This is a genomic window from Brevundimonas sp. NPDC058933, from assembly GCF_049315965.1.
Lineage (GTDB): Bacteria > Pseudomonadota > Alphaproteobacteria > Caulobacterales > Caulobacteraceae > Brevundimonas.
Window position 1 is genome coordinate 105,092 of record NZ_JBMOSL010000004.1, and the last position, 18,890, is coordinate 123,981.

Genomic DNA, 18,890 nt, shown 5'->3' on the forward strand with positions numbered 1-18,890 from the left:
GGGGAGGGTGGTCGCGTAGCGACCGGGTGGGGAGGGCAAGGCTGATTATCCGCTGCGTCCGATTTCCGAAGCGCCCCCACCCGACTTCGGCCCCGATCAAGTCGGGGCCTCAGCCACCCTCCCCATGAAGGGGAGGGAGAGGCGTGCGCCATTCCGCTTTGACGTTCTCATCGGTTTCCCCCGCCAGCCGCGTCTCGCGCAGCGCCGCCGACCGCTCGGGCGACAGCCGCGACAGGGCCCAGACCGCGGCCCCGCGCACCACGGGCGCCGGGTCGTCCAGCAGGGCCTCGACCGGGGTGATCAGCGCCGCGTCCTCTGAGTTCCCCGCCGCATAGAGCACGTTGCGGATGAACCGATCCCGCCCGATCCGCTTGACCGGGCTCTTGGTGAACAGGGCGCGAAAGGCCGGATCGTCCAGCGCCAGCAGGTCCGCCAGCCTCGGCCCCTTCAGGCTGTCGCGGGCGTGCAGACGCGCCTCCGACGCCCCTTGCGCGAACTTGTTCCACGGACAGGCGCCCAGGCAGTCGTCGCAGCCATAGATGCGCGGCCCCGCCGCGATGCGGAACTCGACCGGCCACGGGTCAGCAAACTCGATGGTCAGATACGACAGGCAGCGGCGCGCATCGATCTGGAACGGCGCGGGGAAAGCGTTCGTGGGGCAGGCGTCAAGGCAGGCGGTGCAGCGCCCGCAATGCTCGGTCTCGGCTTCGTCCGGCGTGATCTCGGCCGCGGTCAGGATGACGCCGAGAAACAGCCAGTTGCCGTGGGTCCGGCTCAGCAGATTGGTGTGCTTGCCCTGCCAGCCCAGACCGGCGCGCTGGGCCAGGGGTTTTTCCATCAGGGGGGCGGTGTCGACGAAGACCTTGACCTCCTGCCCCAGCCGCGCCGCCATCTGCCCGGCCAGAATCTTCAGCCGCCCCTTGATGACCTCGTGATAGTCGTCGCCGCGCGCATAGACCGAGATATAGCCCGCCGATTTGTCCTCAAGCTCGGGCAGGGGATCGGCCTCGGGGCCGTAGTTCATGCCCAGGACGATGGCGGTCCTGGCCCCGTCCCACATGGCCGTGGGGTGGGCGCGGCGCTCCAGCGTCGTCTCCATCCAGCCCATGTCGCCGTGCCGTCCGGCCTCGACGAAGTGGGCCAGCTTCTCGCCCGCGCTCCACGGCTCGCTGGCCGAGGCGAAGCGGCACACGCCGAAGCCCAGTTCGGCGGCGCGCTGTCGGATGAAGATGCGGGGGTCGGCCGCCATGAAGGGGCCTTTGCCCCTGTTAGCCTCAGAAGTCGAGGTCGGCGTACCAGGTCGCCGGCTGCACGCCCGGGAAACGGTCGGTCAGCAGCGGTCGGAAACAGGGCCGTGACTTCAGCTTGGAATACCAGGTCTTCAGCGCCGGATAGGACGCCCAGGTGATCTCGCCGAAATAGTCCAGCACCGACAGGTGGCCCGCCGCGATCAGGTCGGCCTGGCTGAGCCGCCGCCCCGCCAGCCATTCACGCCCGGCGGCCAGGGCCTCGAACATGGCCATATGGGTGCGCAGCGCGTCGCGGCCTTCGCGCAGCATCCGCGCCTCGGGCGGACCCAGCCGCAGCAGGGGTTTCTCCATCCGCTCATGCAGCAGGACGGCGTCGACCTCGTCGATGAAGCGGCGGTTGAACCAGGCGGCCAGGCGCCGCGCCTCCGCCCGTTCGCCGATGTCGGCGGGCATCAGGACGTCGCCCTTGGAGCGGTCTTCGATCCAGCCGAGGATGGAATCGATCTCGCACAGGGTCAGGGTCTTGCCCTTCTCCGTCACGGTCAGGACCGGCGGCATCCCCGAGGGGTTGAGGTCGATGACGGGGCAGTCGTCCTCCCACGGCTTGACCAGTTCCTCGCCGAATTCGACGCGCGCCTCGCCCAGGGCCAACCGCGCGGTGCGCGAGCCGGGATGGAAAGCGAAATGATAGAGGACGGCGGGGGCGGACATTGATCGATCCATAGGCCCCGCGCGTTAAGACCGCGTTTACCGCGACGGACGGTCGCGGCTCAGGACCAGGGACCGGGGCGGATCGTCAGCGGCTCTTCGACCGTCTCTGAAGACGGCCCGGATACCGTCGGCGTCTCGACGGAAGCGTCGCGGCGACCGTGATCCTCGCCCTTGCCGCGCGGGTCTGCGTGGATCAGCAGGTCGGCATGGGGGAAGGCCGCCAGCACGCGCTGCTCGGCCTCGACCACGATGGCGTGCGCGGCCTCCAGCGTCAGGCTCGGCTCCAGGTCGACGTGCATCTGGATCATCAGCACCTGCCCGGCCATGCGGGTGCGAAGTTGGTGGACGCCCGAGATGCGGGGATCGGCCAGGACGGCGGCGGTGATCGTCACGCGCGCCTCTTCCGGCCCGGCATGGTCCAGCAGGTGGTCGGCGGACTCGCGCAGCAGGCTGACGGCGCCCCAGAACAGCCAGACCGCCACGACCAGACCCGCCGCCGCGTCCAGCCCCGGCGCGCCCAGGTAGGCGCCCGAGACCACGCCGATCAGCACCACCACATTGGCCGCCAGGTCGGCGGCGTAGTGGGCGCGGTCGCCCGCCACGGCCAGGGAGTTTGTCTTCTTCAGCGCCCGGGTCTGCATCCACACCAGCCACAGGGTGACGGCGATGGAGGCGACGACCACGCCGACAGCCCAGCCCCCCGCGGCGACGGGGCGAGGGTCGAAGATGCGCTGCACCGCCTCCCAGCCGATGAAGACGGCCGAGGCGAAGATCAGGCCCGCCTGCACCAGACCGGCCAGGGCCTCGGCCTTGCCGTGGCCATAGCGGTGCTCGGGATCGGCGGGGGCCGCCGCCCAGCGCACGGCGAAGAAGGTGGCCAGGGAGGCGATCAGGTCCAGCGACGAATCCGCCAGGGTCGCCAGGATCGACACCGAGCCCGAGGCGCCGAGCGCAAAGGCCTTCAGCACGATCAGGACCGTGGCTGTCCCCACCGAGAGGGTGGTGATCCGGCGGGTCGTGGCGTGAGCGTCGTCTAGGGGGGAGGCGGTCATCCCCGCCCTTGTCGCGCAAAAGCGGTCATCCGCCAATGGCGGCGTCCTGATCGGGGCGCTAAGGAAGGGATTGCTGGCGCGGACGGACCGCCGCCAGTCGAGACGGAGTTTCCATGGCGGACTGGCTGACGGCGATCCTTCTGGGTCTGGTCGAGGGATTGACCGAATTCATTCCGGTGTCGTCCACCGGCCACCTGCTGCTGCTGGGACATTTCCTCGGCTTCGAGAGCACGGGCAAGACGTTCGAGATCGTCATCCAGCTGGGCGCCCTGCTGGCCATCATCAGCGTCTATTTCAAACGTCTGTGGACCCTGGCGACGCGCTGGCCCTTCGATCCAGAGGCGCGGCGTTTTCTGATCGGCCTGCTGGTCGCCTTCGCCCCCGCCGTGGTGATCGGCTTCCTGGCCTATGGCTTCATCAAGACGGTGCTGTTCGAGACGCCTCTGGTCATCTGTATCGCCCTGATCGTCGGCGGCCTGCTGCTGCTGTGGCTGGACCGGCTGAAGAAGATGCCAACCTATCTGGACGCGGATCGCTATCCTTTCCGCGTCTATTTCCTGATCGGCCTGTTCCAGTGCCTGGCCATGATTCCGGGGGTGTCGCGCTCGGGCGCCACCATCGCCGGCGGCCTGTTGCTGGGCACGGACAAGCGCTCGGCGGCCGAGTTCAGCTTCTTCCTGGCCCTGCCGACCATGGGGGCGGCGGTCTTCTACGACCTGTTCAAGAACCGCGACGTGCTGGACTTCAGCGACTTCGGCCTGATTGCCGTGGGTTTCGTCGCCGCCTTCCTGACGGCCCTGGTGGTGGTGCGCTTCCTGCTGGACTTCGTGTCCAAGCGCGGCTTCGGCCCCTTCGCCTGGTGGCGGATCGCCGTGGGCGTGGCGGGCATCATCGGCCTGGCCGTGACGGGCGCGCTGTAAATACCTGCCGTCATCCCGGACGACGGCAGAGGCATAGCCTAAGAAAAACCCCTCGGGACGCGGGTCCCGAGGGGTTTTTCGTGGCCGGCGCCGATCAGGCGGCGGCGGGGCTTTCGGCGTATTGCCCGCCGACGCGATAGCGGAACAGGTAGCCAGGCGCGATGGCTTCCAGACCGGTCGGCGCGATGCCCAGCGCGGCCAGACCGTCCGCGCCCGGCGCGACGACGTTGTCGTTTTCCAGAAGCACCACCTGATCCCTGGTCAATGCGGGCGCCAGACCGATCGCCGCCGGGATCTGCGCCAGCGACCCGAGGATGCGGGCGGCGAAGAAGGGCACGGGGATCAGGAAGCGATTGCGGTTGGTCTCGCGCAGGATGAACTTCAGGATGTCCTCGAAAGTCCAGACCGACGGGCCGCCCAGTTCGAAGGTCTTGCCCTCGGCTTCCGGCGCGACGGTGGCGCGGGCCACAGCCTCGGCCACGTCGCCGACATAGACGGGCTGGAATTTCGTCACGCCGCCGCCGATCAGAGGCAGGGCCGGCGAGAAGGTCGCCATGGCGGCGAAACGGTTCAGGAAGGCGTCTCCCTTGCCGAAGATGATCGACGGGCGGATGACCACGGCGCCGGGGAAGGCGGCGCGGACGGCGGCCTCGGCGGCGCCCTTGGTGCGGGCGTAGTCGGCCTTGCCGTTCACGTCGGCGCCGATGGCCGACATATGGGTCAGGCGCTTGACGCCGGCGGCGCGGGCGGCCTCGGCGACATTGACGGCGCCGTCGACGTGCAGGGCCTCGAACTTGCGGCCGCCGGTCTCGAACAGGATGCCGACCAGGTTGACCACGGCGTCGGCGCCTTTGATCGCCTCGGCCACGGCGGCCTTGTCGGTGATGTCGCAGCGGACGGTCTGGATCTGGCCGACGTCGCCGGCCATGCGCAGCTCATAGGCCAGGGCGGGCTTGCGCACGGCGACGCGCACGCGCCAGCCGCGCCTGGCCAGGGCCCGCACCACCTGGGTTCCGACAAAGCCCGAGCCGCCGAAAACGGTGACCAGTCCGGGGGCGAAATCAGCCATCTGAGCGCTCCAACGCCAAACCCCGACCGCAACGGGCGACCGGAGAAGAAATCCTCGCCGGGGCTTAACCGATGCGCCGCCCCGCCGCAACGCACAGGCGGGTCAGAAGCCTTTAGTCGGCCCGGTAAACCACCTGTCCGTCCACCACGGTCAGGACCGCACGCCCCTTGGGGATGTCGGCGGCGGGCACGGTCATCAGGTCGATGTTGAAGGCGGTGAAGTCCGCCCGCTTGCCGACCTCGATGGTGCCCAGCTCATCCTCGCGGAAGCTGGCGTAGGCGGGCCAGAGGGTGAACATCTTCAGCGCCGTGGCCCGGTCCACGGCCTCGTTCGGGCGCCAGTCCGGCCCCTGGAAGCCGTTCAGGTCGCGCCGCGCCACGGCGGCGTAGAACTCGATCAGCGGATCGCCGCGTTCGACCGGCGCGTCCGAGCCGCCGACCACGATCACGCCCCGGTCCACCAGGGTATGCCAGGCATAGGCCCCGTCCAGACGGGCGTCGCCCAGGCGGTCGGCGGCGAAATGCAGGTCGCCGATGGCGTGGCTGGGCTGCATCGAGGCGATGATCGGCAGGTCGTTGAAATAGTGATAGTCGGCGGGCCGGATGATCTGGGCGTGCTCGATGCGCCAGCGCGGATCTGCCAGCTTCCATTCCGATGTCGGCACGGACCGCAGGGCTTCTTCGTACCAGGCCGCGACGTCGTGGTTGCCCTGATCGCCGATGGCGTGGGTGGCGATCTGGACGCCAGTGCGCAGGGCCTCCTGATACAGCGGCATGACCGTCTCGCGCGACGCCAGCATCAGGCCGGACGTGTCGGGGCGATCCGAATAGGGCTCGAACAGCTTGGCCCCGCGCGAGCCCAGCGCGCCGTCGGCGTAGAACTTGATCGCCCGGGTGATGATCCGCCCGTCGCCCGCGTCGCGCGGCCCGCCCGCCATCAGGGCGCGGGCGTCGCCCATGTCGATGCTGTTATAGACCCGCAGCGGCGCCTCGCCCTCGCGCGCCATCGCCTCCAGCAGGGGGACGTCCTTCCACGGCGCGCTCATGAAGTGGACGCCGGTCCAGCCATAGCGGGCATAGACGCCGAACCCGGCGCGATAGGCCGCGCGGGTCGCCGTAGCATCGGCCTGCGGCGTCAGCGGATCGACCAGAGCCATGGCCCCGTCGACCAGCAGGCCGGTCGGCTGGCCGTTTGCGTCCTTCAGAATCTCGCCGCCCGAGGGGGCGGTCGTCGCGGCCTTGATCTCGGCGGCGCTCAGCGCGGCGCTGGAGACGGCGACCGCATGGCCGTCGGCCCGGCTCAGCAGCACCACCCGGCCCGGCGCGGCGGCGTCCAGATCGGCGGCGGTCAGGAAGCGCTTTTCGGGCCAGTGGGTCTCGATCCAGCCGCGCCCGACGATGACGCCCTCCGGGTGGGCCTTGGCCCAGTCGCTGAGCCGCTGCATGGCCTCGATGACCGAAGCCGAGCCCTCCAGGTTCAGCGTCATCTCGCGCCAGCCTATGCCGTCCAGATGGGCGTGCCCGTCGGTGAAGCCGGGAAACAGGGTCGCCCCCTTCAGGTCCACCACCTCCAGCCCCTCGGCCGAAGGCGCGCCAGCGGCGGCGCCGACATAGGCGATGCGTCCGTCGCGCACGGCCACCACCTCGGCGGTCGGCTGGGCCTCATCCCCCGTATGGATGGTCCCGCCCCGGATCAACAGGTTCTGGGCCAAGGCGGCGGGGGCTGCGGCCAGCATCAGGGCGGCGGCCAGCGGCAGGGTCGTCTTCAGGGTTCGGAACATCGGCGCCTCCAGGTCGGGCGCAGGGGAGCCGGAGCCGGGCTTGGCGTCAAGCGATCCCGCGCGCATCATCGCCGGATGAAGCTGTTCACCATCGGTTATGAAGGCGCGACCCAGGCCCAGGTCATTGCGCGGCTGAAGACGGCGGGGGTCGAAGTTCTGGTCGATGTGCGGGCGGTGGCGGCCTCGCGCCGGGCCGGTTTTTCCAAGACGCTGCTGGGCCAGAGCCTGAAGGCGGAAGGCGTCGACTATCTTCATCTGCGGCCGCTGGGCACGCCCAAGGCCGGGCGCGATGCGGCGAGGAAGGGCGACGTGGCGACCATGCAGGCCATCTTCAACGCCCACATGCAGGAGCCGGAGGCGGAGGCCGCCTTCCAGAACCTGCGCCATGTGGCGGGGCAGAAGCGCGTCGCCCTGCTGTGCTTCGAGGCCGAGGCCTGCGGCTGCCACCGCGCCATCCTCGCCGACCGGCTGGCCCGCGAGGACGGGGCTGAGGTGGTGGATTTGTAAAAATCCTCCCCTGCGCAGCGGGGGAGGGGGACCATGCGAAGCATGGTGGAGGGGGCGAGACCTTGGCCCCACATCTTGGAATTTCGGCCCTCCGACCGCGGCGATCCAGGGGCTAAGGGCGGCAGCTGTAGCCGCCCCCTCCACCGCTGCGCGGTCCCCCTCCCCCGCAGGCGGGGGAGGATTGCTTTCGCTACGGCCGTCCCACCAGCTGATCCACGGAACCCGACGTCACCGGGTGATACAAAGGCCGGGCCTTGGCGTAGATGCGCGTGGCGATGGGGCGGCCCCAGTCGCCCTCGCTCCACAGGGTCTGGAACAGGGGCAGGACGAACTTGCGTCGGCCCTGTGTGGTCAGGAAGCGGTCGGCGACAGCGACGGCGGGCTCATACCGATGCGCCAGGGCGATCTGCAGCCAGGCGAAGGTCAGCTCGGCGTTGCCCTCATGGGCCAGGTTCAGGGTCTTTTCCAGATCGGCCAGCTGCGCCGGGGTCAGCCAGTCGGCGCCGGCCGCCAGCCCTGCTGGACGCCAGGCCAGGAAGCGCTGGCGCTGCTGGGTGTTCCAGTTTTTCCAGTCGGCGGCTGAGGCCGGACCCTTGTCGGCGAAGACGGCCTTGGCCTGGGCGTCCACGGCCGCGAAGGCGTCCGACACCGGCGGGACCCAGTTCGACGGCATTCCGGGCTGGTAGATCCAGTTGTCGAGCTGCAACTGGGCCTCGAGCGCCGCATCGCCCTTGATCAAGTGTTCGCGGATGTCGGCCAGGAAGCCGACGTCGGTCATGGGCTGGAAGGCGTGGCGGTCGAAATAGCCACGGAGCCAGGCGTCAAACGTCGGGCGACCGACGATGCGCTCGATGGTGCGCAGCATGGCCGCGCCCTTCTCATAGGGCACGCCCGACAGGCCGTCGTCCGGGTCGCGTCCGGTCAGGTCGATGTGCAGTTTCGTATCGTCCGGCGCGGTGGTCGCCAGTTCGGCCGACAGCTCGCCCCAGCCCAGAACCTGCTCCTGCATGGCGCGCTCGCGGCCGTACAGGGCCTCCATGATCCGGTTCTCGAAATAGACCGTGGTGCCTTCGTTCAGCCAGATGTCCGACCACGTCGCGTTGGTGACCAGGTTGCCCGACCAGCTATGGGCAAGCTCGTGCGCCACCAGCGAGACCAGCGACTGGTCCCCGGCGATGATGGTCGGGGTGGCGAAGGTCAGGCGCGGGTTCTCCATCCCGCCGAAGGGGAAGCTGGGCGGCAGGACCAGCAGGTCGTAGCGGCCCCAGCGATAGGGGCCGTACAGGGCCTCGGCGGCGTCCACCATGCGCGGGGTCGATTGCAGCTCGGCGCGCGCGGCTTCCAGGCGGCTCGGCTCGGTCCAGACGCCGGTGCGGCCGTCGAACGAGGCGAAGGCGATGTCGCCGATGGCGATGGCCATCAGATAGGGCGGGATCGGATGATCCATGTCGAAGCGCCAGGCCTTGTTCCCCGCGCCCGCCGCCTCGCCCTGCGGCGTCAGGTGTTCGGCGGACATGACCACGGTCAGGTCGGCGGGGGCGACGATGCGGGCGGAATAGGTCTGGCGGATGCCGGGGCTGTCCTGGGTCGGGACCCAGGTGCGGGTCAGGATGGCTTGGCCCTGGCTGAACAGATAGGGCTTGCCCCCACCCGCCGTCTGTTGCGGGGCCAGCCATTGCAGAGCCGAGGAGTCGGGACGGGTCGAATAGCTGACGACGATCTTCTGGACCTCGCTGCCGGTGAAGGCAGGCAGGTGGACGGTCAGGGGCTGCCCCTTGATGGCGTCGACGGCGCCCAGCTCAAAGCGCAGGGCGCGGCCCTGCGCGTCGCGCACGCCGCGGATGTCCAGGTTCTTGGTGTCCAGCACCACCTCGGTCACGCCGACGCGGCCGGTGACGTCCAGCGTGGCCGAGCCCGACAGGGTCTTGGCGGCGAAGTCGGCGATCAGGTCCAGCGCCACATGGCCGACGCGCGCCTCGGCCGGGCGAGCGTTGGAATGGATGTCGTTGGCGTAGGCGAAGGCGGGCGCCTCAGCGACGGGCGTCGTCATGGACTCGCCTCCGGGCGCGGTGGCGCAGGCGCCAAGGGAAGAGACAAGGGCGGCGGCGAGGGCCAGGGCGGAAACCCGCCCAACCAGCTTCAGGGTCATCGAACGCTCCGTATTCAGACGCGTGCGAAAAGGCTCCCTCGCGCCGTAAAGATCAAGCCTTGGCAGATGGCGGCCTAGGTAGGGCGCGCCACCGGCCGCAGGTGGTGGGCCTTGAACAGCCGGCCCTTCTCGGCGGCCAGCACCAGCAGCAGGGCGGCGAGGCCGAGGGCGGCGAAGCCGACGGTCATCGGTACGGTGGTGCCGTCGAAATGCTGGCCGATCCAGAAGCCCAGCAGGGCCCCGCCTATGGTCGAGATGAAGCCCTGGGCTGAGGCGGCCGTTCCGGCGATATGGCCCATGGGCTCCATGGCCATGGAGCCGAAATTGCCGGCGATGAAGCCGAAGCAGAACATCTTGCACGCCTGCAAGACGGCGAACATCCACAGGCTGTCGTGGCCGGCATAGGCGATCACGGCGTGCAGCAGGCTGAAGGCGATGAAGCCCATCAGGGCCGTATGGGCGATCAGGCGCGAGCCCAGCTTCTCCACCAGGCGCGAGTTCAGCACCGAGGCCAGGGCGATGCCGCCGGCCACCATTGCGAAGACGGTGGTGAACAGGCCGGGCGACTTGAACACGTCGAAGAAGATCTGCTGCGACGAGTTGATGAAGGCGAACAGGGCGCCGCTGATCGCCGTCATGGCCAGGGTGTAGCCCATGCCGATGCGGCTGCTCAGGGCCTGACCAAAGGCGCCGGCGATACGCTTCACCTTGATCGGCATGCGATCTTCGGGATGCAGGGTCTCGGGCAGGCGCAGGGCGGCCCAGATCAGGAAGCTGCCGCCGAACAGGGCGAAGAAGCCGAAGATCCAGCGCCAGGGCGCGACCAGCATGATCAGCTGCCCGACCGTCGGGGCCAGGATCGGCACGCCGAGGAAGACCAGGAAGCTCAGCGACATGACCCGCGCCATGGTGCGGCCGGAATAGCGGTCGCGCACGATGGAGACGGCCAGCACCCGCGTCGCCGCCGAGCCCAGACCCATGCCGATGCGCGACAGGATCAGCCATTCGAACGACTGGGCGAAGGCGGCCAGCACGCTGAAGGCGACATAGAGACCGATGCCGATGAACAGGATGGGGCGGCGACCGAAGCGGTCCGCCAGAGGACCGTAGAAGAGCTGCGCTCCGCCGAAGCCCAGCAGGTAGGCGGTGATGACCCACTGGCGCGTGTTCTCGTTGGCGACGCCCAGGTCCTCGCCGATGTGCGGCAGGGCCGGCAACATGGCGTCGATGGCTAGGGCGTTCAGCGCCATCATGATGGCGATCAGACAGACGAATTCGGCGAACCCCGGCCCCTTGGAGGCGGCGGCTGTCGTGGTCGGGGCGCTGGTCATCGGGACCTGATGCGGCCTGCGTCAGGCTGACGCAACCCCGCACGGCCATGAATTTTGCGTTGCAGCGCCATGTCAGCGCGCGCCGCTGACGTCGATCCTGGCGGTGACCGACATGCCGGGCGCCAGCCGCGCGGCGGCCTCCTGACCGGGGTCGATGGCGATGCGGACGGGGATGCGCTGGGCCACCTTGGTGAAGTTGCCGGTGGCGTTGTCGGGACGGATGACGCTGAACTCGGACCCGGCGGCGGGCGAAACGCGCTCCACCTTGCCCGTCAGCGTCTGGCCGCCCAGGGCGTCGATGGCGATCTCGACGGGCTGGCCGACGCGGACGTCGCGCATCTGCGTCTCCTTCATATTGGCCGTGACCCAGACCACGTCCGGGACCAGGGCCGTCAGCTGCGTGCCGACCGCGACCTGCTGGCCGACCCGCACTGCGACCTCGCCCAGACGGCCGGCGCGGGGGGCGGTGATGCGGGTGTTGTCCAGGTCGATCTGGGCCAGACGCACCTGGGCCTGGGCGTTCTCGACCGCAGCCTCCAGCGAGCCGCGGCTGACGACGGCCGATGTGACGCCCGTCTGGGCCACGCCCTCGGCGGCGCGAGCGGCGGCCAGCTGGGCCTCGGCGGCGCGAAGGGCGTTCTGGGCCGTGTCCACCTGGGCCTGGGCCACCCAGCCGCCGGCGAACAGGGTGCGGACGCGCTGGGCGTCGGCGCGGGCTTTCGTCACGGCGGATTCCGCCCCGGCGATGGAGGCGCGGGTCTGGGCCACCGAGCCGCGCGCCGAGGCCTGGCTCTGGGCCGAGTTGGCCAGGGCCGCTTCGGCCGAGTGCAGCGCCGCCTTCGCCTGCTCCAGCCGCTGACGATAGATGCGGTCGTCGATGGTCGCCAGAAGCTGGCCCTGCCGCACCGACTGGAAGTCCTGCACCTCGACCGCTGTGACATAGCCGCTGACCTGCGGGCTGATGACCGTCACCTGACCCCGCACATAGGCGTTGTCCGTGCTCTGCGGCCCGCCGTCGAAGGGCGGCAGCCGCCAGGCGTGCAGGATCAGCCCCACCCCCACCAGGGCGATCAGAACCAGCACCACGCTCCACATGACGCGGCGGCTGCTGGACGGCGGCGGGGCCGCCGGGGCGGGGGGCGAGGTGGGGGCGGGAGCGGGGGCGGGCGTGGCGTCGGTCATGGTCGGATCCGGGTCATTCGACAGCGGCGGCTGCGGCGGCGTTAGCCGCCTCGCGGTTGGCGGCGCGGCGCGCCTCGATACGGGGGCGGAAATGGTTGGCGGCGACCCAGACGGCGCCCACGGCGGCGGCGCCCGAAATCAGCAGGAAGACGTCGTTATAGGCCAGAACCTGGGCCTGCTGGCTGACCTGCTGTTGCAGCAGTTTCAACCCTTGCGCCTGTCTCAGGGCCGCGTCGCCGATGGTGTGGGCATAGGCGCCTGACAGCTGTTGAAGCCGCAGCACCACGTCGGGATCGCCCAGGTTGATGCTCTCGCTCAACTGGTTGGAATGGTATTTCTCGCGGATCGTCTGGATCGTGCCGACCAGGGCCGAGCCCATCAGGCCGCCGATGTTCTGGCCGATCGAGAAGACGACGATGAAGCTGACCATGTTCTTGCCCCCGCCCTGCAAGACCTTGCCGAAGCCGATGATCATGGTGGGGCCGATGAAGAAGGCGGCGGCGAAGGCCAGAAGAGCCTGACTGAAATAGAGGTTCACGGGCCGGGTCAGCACTGTCGCATGGCTGTCCATGAAGGCGCCGACGGCGATCAGGCCGAGCGCGATGGAGATGGGCTTCCAAAGCTTCATCGGGTTCAACGTCAGGGCGCTGGCCAGGGTCCCCGTCGCCGTGGCCAGCAGCATGATCCAGAACAGCCCGTGCATCTGGTCATTCCCCAGACCCATCTGCTGCAGGAAGCCGACCGCGCCCGTCGTCTGTTCCGACAGCACGATCCGCACCAGCAGGATGGCCAACAGCAACCGCACGATATCGCCGCCCGCCAGCCACTTCAGGTCGATCAGCGGATTGGCGCGATTATATTCCACCACCACGGCGGCCGTCAGCAGCACCAGGGCGCCGATCAGGGCCAGCCCGATCCAGGGGGCCTCGGTCCACCAGACGATCCGCCCCAGACCCAGGACGGCGGTCAGCAGGGCCACGCCCGGCGCGAACAGGGCGAAGGTGACGAAGTCCAGCTTCTCGAACGCCTTGATCCTCTGCGACGGCGGCATCTTCAGCGCAAAGACGGCGGGCAGGGCGATCAGCACCAGCCCCAGGTCGAACATGTAGACGGCTCGCCAAAGGTCGTGATCCAGCAGATGGCCGACCCCCAGCCGCGCCAGCGGAATCGCCAGGCTGGACAGGCCGACGCCGATGATGATGCCCTTCAGCCGGTGCTGCGCCGGGAAGGCCTGGATGATGTAGAGGATGCCCAGCGTCGACATCCCCGCCGCCGCGATCCCGGCGATGCCGCGCACGACCAGGGTGGAGCCGAAGTCCTCAAGAAAAAGGTGGGCCGCCGCCGTCGCCAGAAAGACCACCAGGATGATCTCGGTGAACAGGCGCAGGCCGTACTGCATCCTGAACTTGACCAGCAGCAGGTTCATGCAGGCGTTGGTCATGACGAAGACGACCGGCAGCCAGGTGGCCTCGGCGATGGTCACGCCCAGAGACCCCGCCAGTTGCGGAATATTGGCCGTCACCGCTGCATTGCCGAGACTGCCGGTCAGTGCCACCAGAATACCCACTGCCGCATAGGCCAGTCGCCACGGCGTCGCGTGATCAGGCGTGGCCGGGGAACCGGGCAGGGCCGGCCTTTCGTGCGGCTTCAGCGTCGCCAGATAGTCGTCCCAGGGCAGGTCCCAGTTGCGGCGGCTCATACGGCCCCCTCCGCCTGCGGGTTCGTCGCCTGACCGGCCGGGAGCCGGACGGCGTCCAGCACCAGTTCCAGGGTGCGACGGCTCAGCCTGTCGCGGTCGGCGGCAGCGGCCGTGCGCGACGGCGCGCCCAGCATCAGGGCGACGACGCGAATGTCCTCGACGGTCAGGTCGGCCCGCACGCGGCCCGCCGCCTGCGACACGCGCAGGGCGTCAGCGCCCGCCTGTTTCAGCCCAGACCGGATAGGCGCCAGGGCTTCGTCCCTCAGGTCGCGGATGGCGGTGGACAGACCGGCGCTGCGGACCATCAACTCGACCATCTGGCCCAGGAACCAGAGGAAGACGTCGGGATCGTCAAGCCGCGAATGCGTGCGGCGTCCCAGATCGTCGATCTGTCCAACGAACACCGCCAGGGCCAGCTCCGACCGGTCGGCGAAGTTGCGATACAGGGTCGCCCGGCCCACGCCCGCCTGTTCGGCGATCAGGTGCAGGGGAGCGTCCAGCCCGTCGCGCGCAAAGGCCTCGGCGGCTGCTTTCAGCAGCGCCTCGCGGCGTTCGGCGGCGTCTTTTCGCAAGGGACGGGTCATGAAGATCGCCAAGTGGACACTTGTGTCCGCTTAATCAAGTGAGGCGTGGCTCATTCTTTGTTTCGTCATGCGTCGGCGCGCGACATCCCTCCTCGCAAGCGAAATGCGCCAGAACGGCCAAGGCTGCGTTCCGGGGTGATAGAGATTTCTGGCGGAGGGAAGGGGCCCCGGGGCGGGGGCTCAACCGGACGTGGTGCGGGTGGCCGGGCTCGAACCGGCACTCCTCTCGGAACAGGATTTTGAATCCAGCGCGTCTACCAATTCCACCACACCCGCACAGGTCTGGGAGGCGCGCAATCTAGCGGCGGAATTCGCCGGGTCAATCGCCGACTGCAACGCCTGAAGCCGCGATCCTATTCATTTTCGCTGCGGCGAATTCTGGACCCTGTCGATGGGTCGCTTCCTGAGTCCATTCTGAAGTTGGTGCGGTAGACGATGCGGGTCAGCGGCACGAGACCGCCGTCGCGGTTCACCAGCCGACCTGATCGCGTGGCCTTGAGCGCAGCGGCGCCAAAGCCGCCGTTTGCTGGAAACTCCGTTTCCACGACACAGTCCGACAGTTGGCCGTCGGGGCGGCCCAGGCAGGTCACGACGGCGAAGCCCGCCGTGAAGGTGCGGCCTTGGGGGTATTGGGTCACGGGCCGGCGTCGCCATGTGATGTCGGCGGGAAGGCCGTCGTCTCCCAGGGCGTCCAGCTCGCGGTCGCGAGGATCGACCAGAGGGTGGCCGCAGGCGCCCAAGGCCTGATCTATCGCGGCGTTGGACGGCGGCAATTCGACGACATAGCGCAGGTTGCGCCCGCCCTCGGCGGCGCCTACGACGACGATCTGCATCCGGCCGCCCTCGCGCATGCTGCGCGCCAGGGATGAGGGGAGTTCGGAGAAGGCGACCTGGCGGTTCTGGCCGATCATGAAGCCCTGATCCGAAACCGGGTCGTCCCCGAAACTGATCCCCAGCATGCGCCGCGCGCTCATCAGGTCACGCGCCGCCGGGGCCTCGGGCAGACCGCCGATCAAGACTTGGAACGTGCCCTCCTGGCAGCGCGCGGCGAGCACCAGACCGTTGTCGAATTCGGTGTGAGCGGTCGTCAGCTTTTCTTCGGGCTGGATCGTCAGGTCCCAATCGACTGCCGCCTCCTGCGCCACGGCGGGCAAGGCGAGGGCCAGCGTCGTCGTTAGGACCAGGGCGGTCTTCATGCGGCGATCTCCACCTGGCTAGCGGCGGCGCCCGCCAGAATACGACGGGCGCTGACGACCAAGGCGACGCCTACGCCGATGATCGGACCCATGGTTTGCGACGACATGGAACTTCCCCTTCCAGAAACGCCGTCAGCCTACCCCGGCGAACGGCGGTCGGAAAAGCAGGATCAGGCGACCGTCTGTTCGATGGCGCCGAAGATGGAGTGGCGCCCGTCGTCCAGCATCTCGATGCGGACGGTGTCGCCGTGCTTGAGGAAGGGGGTCTTGGCTTCGCCGGTCAGGAGGGTTTCGACCGTGCGGACCTCGGCGATGCAGGAATAGCCCAGACCGCCTTCGGCCACCGGCTTGCCCGGACCGCCGTCGGCGTCCTTGTTCGACACCGTGCCCGACCCGATGATGGTGCCGGCGATCAGGGCGCGGGTCTTGGCCAGATGGGCGATCAGCACGCCGAAGTCGAAGGTCATGTCCACGCCCGCGTCGGCCTTGCCGAAGTCGGCGCCGTTCAACTGGACCAGAAGCTCGCCCGACAGCTTGCCGTCCTTCCAGCGATCACCGAGTTCATCCGGGGTGACGAAGACCGGCGACAGGGCGCTGGCGGGCTTGGACTGGACGAAGCCGAAGCCCTTGGCCAGTTCGCCGGGGATCAGGTTGCGCAAGGACACGTCGTTGACCAGACCGACCAGACGGATCGCCGCCAGGGCCTCGTCGCGCGTGGCGCCCAGCGGCACGTCGCCGGTGACGACCACGATCTCGGCCTCCAGGTCGCAGCCCCAGGCCTCGTCCTTCAGCGGGATGGCGTCGCGGGCGCCGAGGAAGTTGTCGGAGCCGCCCTGATACATCAGCGGATCGGTCCAGAAGGTCGCGGGCATCTCGGCGCCGCGCGCTTTGCGCACCAGTTCGACGTGGTTCACATAGGCCGAGCCGTCGGCCCACTGATAGGCGCGGGGCAGGGGGGCGGCGGCGTCGCGCTCGTGGAAGCGGCCGCGCGGCACGGCTTCGTGCTCAAGGCTTTCCGCCAGGGCCCGCAGCAGGGGCTCGCAGCGGTCCCAGTCATCCAGCGCCGCCTGCAGCGTGGGGGCGATCAGGAAGGCGTCGGTGAACCAGTTCAGGTCCCTGGAGACGACGACGAGGCGGCCGTCACGGCCGTGCTTGAGCGAGGCGAGTTTCATGGGGCGAAGCTAGTCCGAGGCGAAGCGGTTGGAAAGCGGCGTCGGCGGTCGCAAAGCCGCCGTTCGATCAACTATTCGGGGGCGAGATGACGGCGCGGGCCTCGGCCCCGGTACGCAGGGCCGGGTCGCGCACCTCGACCTCGACGGCGATGGCGCCTGCGGGCTCGTGCGCCCACAGGTAGCGGCGCTCGATCTCGACCGCCCGGCCCGACGGGGCCACGCCCTCATAGGTGTCGCCCCAGGGGGTGACGGCCTTCATCTCGACCCAGTGCAGGCCGCAGGCGGCGTCCAGTTCCTCGATGGCCATTTCCGACAGTTCGTCGGCGTGCGGGGCGGGGGTGTTGGGGGTCACAGCCATCGGCGGACCTTTCCTTTGTAGGCGTGGTATTCGGCGCCGAATTTCATTGTGAGATAGCGCTCTTCACGCTGAATGACGAAGCGGTCAATGACCATCAGGCAGGGCGCCAGCAGGGCCAGGGCGACCGGGCTGTCCATGGCCAGGGCGAACCCGGCGTAGGTGATCCCGAAGCCGACGTAGATGGGATTGCGGCTGTATTGATAGAGGCCGCCGGTCGCCAGGGCCGTGGTCGGCTTCCACGGCTCGGGCGGGGTGCCGAGACGGCGGAAGGTTCCCGCCGCGATCCCGTCCAGCAGCAGACCGCCGATCACCAGAACAAAGGCCAGGCCACGCCGCACATCGGCGTTCAGGCCCAGCGACGGCTCGCTGACCAGCTGACCCACGCCGTATCCCGCCAGCAGGAAGCCGAGGTAGATCAGCGGCGGCGGGGCGAGAACGCCGGGATGGTCGCGTGTCGTCATATCGTCTGCCCCGTCGGCGCGGTGAAGTCGGAGGTCGGGGCGTCGCCGGTGTTGATCACCTCGGACGGTTCGAAGATCATCACCTCGGCCTCCTCGTCGGCGGCGGTGCGATGTTCGACGCCGCGCGGCACGACGATGAACTGGCCGGGCTCCAGGGTTTCGATCCGGTCGCGAAACTCGACCCGGAAGCGGCCCTTCCAGACCAGAAACATCTCCTCGGCCTCGGCGTGGCTGTGCCAGGGGAAGACCCCCTGGACCTTGACCAGCCGCACGTCCTGCCCGTTCAGCTGCGCCGCGACGCGCGGCCGCCATTGGTCGGAAAAGCCGCCGAACTTCTGCGCCAGATCGACGACCGCCCCGGTCATCGCGGGCTTTCTTCGTCGGCGTAGATGGCGACGCGGCTGGTGCGGCCCGAACCGGCCTCGCCGCGATACATGCCCGAGGTGTTCATCGAGAAGGCGACCGCGCCGTCCTTGCCCATGACGATGACGCCGCCGTCGCCGCCGATGGCGCCGACCTCGGCGATCTCGGCGTCGGCGGCGGGCTGAACCGCCATGCCCGTGGCCGTGCGGTGGCAGATGTCGCGGGCCACGGTGGCGCGGATGAAATACTCGCCCGATCCGGTGGCCGAGACGGCGCAGCCGTCGGCGTTGGAGGCGTAGGTGCCGGCGCCGATCACCGGCACGTCGCCGACCCGGCCCCACTGCTTGGCGGTCATGCCGCCGGTCGAGGTGGCGGCGGCCAGACGGCCCTGGCTGTCCCGGGCCACGGCGCCGACCGTGCCGAACTTGCGCTCGTCCAGCGGCGCTTCGTTGAGCGAGGCCAGCGGGACCGGCCTGGCCAGGGTCGCGGGTTCCGGCGGCGCGCCTTCGGGGCGCGACGGCAGCGGCAGGCCCTTGTCGCGCAGGGCCTTCAGCAGGGCCTGCCAGCGGCTCTCGGTGAAGAAGAAGCTCGGCTCGACCTGTTCCAGCCCGACCGAGGCGGCGAAGGTCTCGGCGCCCTCGCCGATCAGCATGACATGGGGGGATTTTTCCATCACCGCCCGGGCCGCCGCGATGGGGTGGCGGGTGCGGGTCAGGCCGGCCACCGCCCCCGCGCTCAGGTCAGCGCCGTTCATCACGGCGGCGTCCAGCTCATTCTGGCCGGCGGCGGTGAAGACCGCCCCGCGCCCGGCGTTGAACAGGGGATTGTCCTCCATGGTCTGGACCGCCGCCTGGACCGCGTCCAGGGCCGAGCCGCCCCGGGCCAGGACCGCCGAACCGGCGTCCAGCGCTGCCTGCAATCCGGCGCGATAGGCGGCGTCGCGTTCCGACGTCAGGCTGGCCCGCTCGATGACGCCCGCCCCGCCGTGAATGGCCAGCGACCAGCTCGGGGCCTCCTGCGAGAACGCAGGCGACGCCAGCAGGGTCAGGACGGCGGCGGCGGTCAGGACGGACTTCATCGGCGGTTTCCCTCAGGATTTTCCTCCC

The 18,890-nt window shown here is 69.2% G+C and carries 18 protein-coding genes and 1 tRNA gene; 2 read left to right on the top strand and 17 right to left on the bottom strand.

Annotation, left to right across the window (positions count from 1 at the left end; translation table 11 throughout):
* Positions 1–109: 109 nt before the first annotated feature.
* The 3 genes from queG to ACOZBP_RS10200 are packed head-to-tail and all read right to left on the bottom strand — an operon-like array spanning position 110 to position 3,013.
* On the bottom strand, positions 110–1,249 hold the full coding sequence (gene queG, locus ACOZBP_RS10190; RefSeq protein ID WP_422676314.1) for a tRNA epoxyqueuosine(34) reductase QueG: 1,140 nt from the start codon (positions 1,247–1,249) through the stop codon (positions 110–112).
* Positions 1,250–1,274: 25 nt separating this feature from the next.
* Positions 1,275–1,961: a glutathione S-transferase family protein gene (locus ACOZBP_RS10195; protein WP_422676315.1), complete on the bottom strand. Its 687-nt coding sequence runs from the start codon at positions 1,959–1,961 to the stop codon at positions 1,275–1,277.
* Positions 1,962–2,020: 59 nt separating this feature from the next.
* Entirely contained in the window at positions 2,021–3,013 is a 993-nt protein-coding gene (locus tag ACOZBP_RS10200) for a cation diffusion facilitator family transporter (RefSeq protein ID WP_422676316.1), read from the bottom strand.
* A gap of 113 nt (positions 3,014–3,126) precedes the next feature.
* Between ACOZBP_RS10200 and ACOZBP_RS10205 the strand changes: the two genes are divergently transcribed.
* A complete protein-coding gene (locus tag ACOZBP_RS10205) occupies positions 3,127–3,933 on the top strand; it encodes an undecaprenyl-diphosphate phosphatase (protein WP_422676318.1) in 807 nt (268 codons plus the stop codon).
* 94 nt (positions 3,934–4,027) lie between these two features.
* On the opposite strand, the gene ACOZBP_RS10210 is transcribed toward ACOZBP_RS10205, so the two are convergent.
* Together ACOZBP_RS10210 and ACOZBP_RS10215 are read right to left on the bottom strand one after the other, a co-directional pair.
* Entirely contained in the window at positions 4,028–5,002 is a 975-nt protein-coding gene (locus tag ACOZBP_RS10210) for a complex I NDUFA9 subunit family protein (RefSeq protein ID WP_422676319.1), read from the bottom strand.
* A gap of 112 nt (positions 5,003–5,114) precedes the next feature.
* Positions 5,115–6,782 (bottom strand): amidohydrolase, encoded by a 1,668-nt coding sequence (locus tag ACOZBP_RS10215; RefSeq protein ID WP_422676320.1) that lies wholly within the window; start codon positions 6,780–6,782, stop codon positions 5,115–5,117.
* Between the two features lie 75 nt (positions 6,783–6,857).
* On the opposite strand from ACOZBP_RS10215, the gene ACOZBP_RS10220 reads away from it, so the two are divergent.
* Positions 6,858–7,289, top strand: coding sequence for a DUF488 family protein (locus ACOZBP_RS10220; protein ID WP_422676321.1), 432 nt, complete (start codon positions 6,858–6,860; stop codon positions 7,287–7,289).
* A 190-nt stretch (positions 7,290–7,479) separates the two neighbouring features.
* Here the strand turns inward: ACOZBP_RS10220 and ACOZBP_RS10225 are convergent, their stop codons facing one another.
* From ACOZBP_RS10225 to ACOZBP_RS10280, 12 genes are all read right to left on the bottom strand, one after another.
* A complete protein-coding gene (locus ACOZBP_RS10225; RefSeq protein ID WP_422676322.1) occupies positions 7,480–9,438 on the bottom strand; it encodes a M1 family metallopeptidase in 1,959 nt (652 codons plus the stop codon).
* Positions 9,439–9,512: 74 nt separating this feature from the next.
* Positions 9,513–10,769: a multidrug effflux MFS transporter gene (locus ACOZBP_RS10230; RefSeq protein ID WP_422676323.1), complete on the bottom strand. Its 1,257-nt coding sequence runs from the start codon at positions 10,767–10,769 to the stop codon at positions 9,513–9,515.
* Positions 10,770–10,841: 72 nt separating this feature from the next.
* Entirely contained in the window at positions 10,842–11,951 is a 1,110-nt protein-coding gene (locus ACOZBP_RS10235) for an HlyD family secretion protein (RefSeq protein WP_422676324.1), read from the bottom strand.
* 13 nt (positions 11,952–11,964) lie between these two features.
* Entirely contained in the window at positions 11,965–13,650 is a 1,686-nt protein-coding gene (locus ACOZBP_RS10240) for an MFS transporter (protein WP_422676325.1), read from the bottom strand.
* Positions 13,647–14,234, bottom strand: coding sequence for a TetR family transcriptional regulator (locus ACOZBP_RS10245; protein ID WP_422676326.1), 588 nt, complete (start codon positions 14,232–14,234; stop codon positions 13,647–13,649). Before ACOZBP_RS10245 ends, ACOZBP_RS10240 begins: the two co-directional genes overlap by 4 nt.
* Positions 14,235–14,425: 191 nt before the next feature.
* Positions 14,426–14,510 (bottom strand) — tRNA-Leu (locus ACOZBP_RS10250).
* 77 nt (positions 14,511–14,587) lie between these two features.
* On the bottom strand, positions 14,588–15,430 hold the full coding sequence (locus tag ACOZBP_RS10255) for a hypothetical protein (RefSeq protein WP_422676327.1): 843 nt from the start codon (positions 15,428–15,430) through the stop codon (positions 14,588–14,590).
* A 170-nt stretch (positions 15,431–15,600) separates the two neighbouring features.
* On the bottom strand, positions 15,601–16,602 hold the full coding sequence (locus ACOZBP_RS10260; RefSeq protein WP_422676328.1) for a fumarylacetoacetate hydrolase family protein: 1,002 nt from the start codon (positions 16,600–16,602) through the stop codon (positions 15,601–15,603).
* A gap of 67 nt (positions 16,603–16,669) precedes the next feature.
* Entirely contained in the window at positions 16,670–16,960 is a 291-nt protein-coding gene (locus ACOZBP_RS10265; RefSeq protein ID WP_422676329.1) for a hypothetical protein, read from the bottom strand.
* Complete coding sequence (locus ACOZBP_RS10270; protein ID WP_422676330.1) at positions 16,951–17,421, bottom strand: methyltransferase family protein; 471 nt, start codon at positions 17,419–17,421, stop codon at positions 16,951–16,953. Before ACOZBP_RS10270 ends, ACOZBP_RS10265 begins: the two co-directional genes overlap by 10 nt.
* Entirely contained in the window at positions 17,418–17,786 is a 369-nt protein-coding gene (locus tag ACOZBP_RS10275) for a cupin domain-containing protein (protein WP_422676331.1), read from the bottom strand. Before ACOZBP_RS10275 ends, ACOZBP_RS10270 begins: the two co-directional genes overlap by 4 nt.
* The gene (locus ACOZBP_RS10280; RefSeq protein ID WP_422676332.1) at positions 17,783–18,862 is read right to left on the bottom strand and encodes an isoaspartyl peptidase/L-asparaginase family protein; all 1,080 of its coding nucleotides are present in this window, start codon (positions 18,860–18,862) and stop codon (positions 17,783–17,785) included. Before ACOZBP_RS10280 ends, ACOZBP_RS10275 begins: the two co-directional genes overlap by 4 nt.
* Positions 18,863–18,890 lie beyond the last annotated feature (28 nt).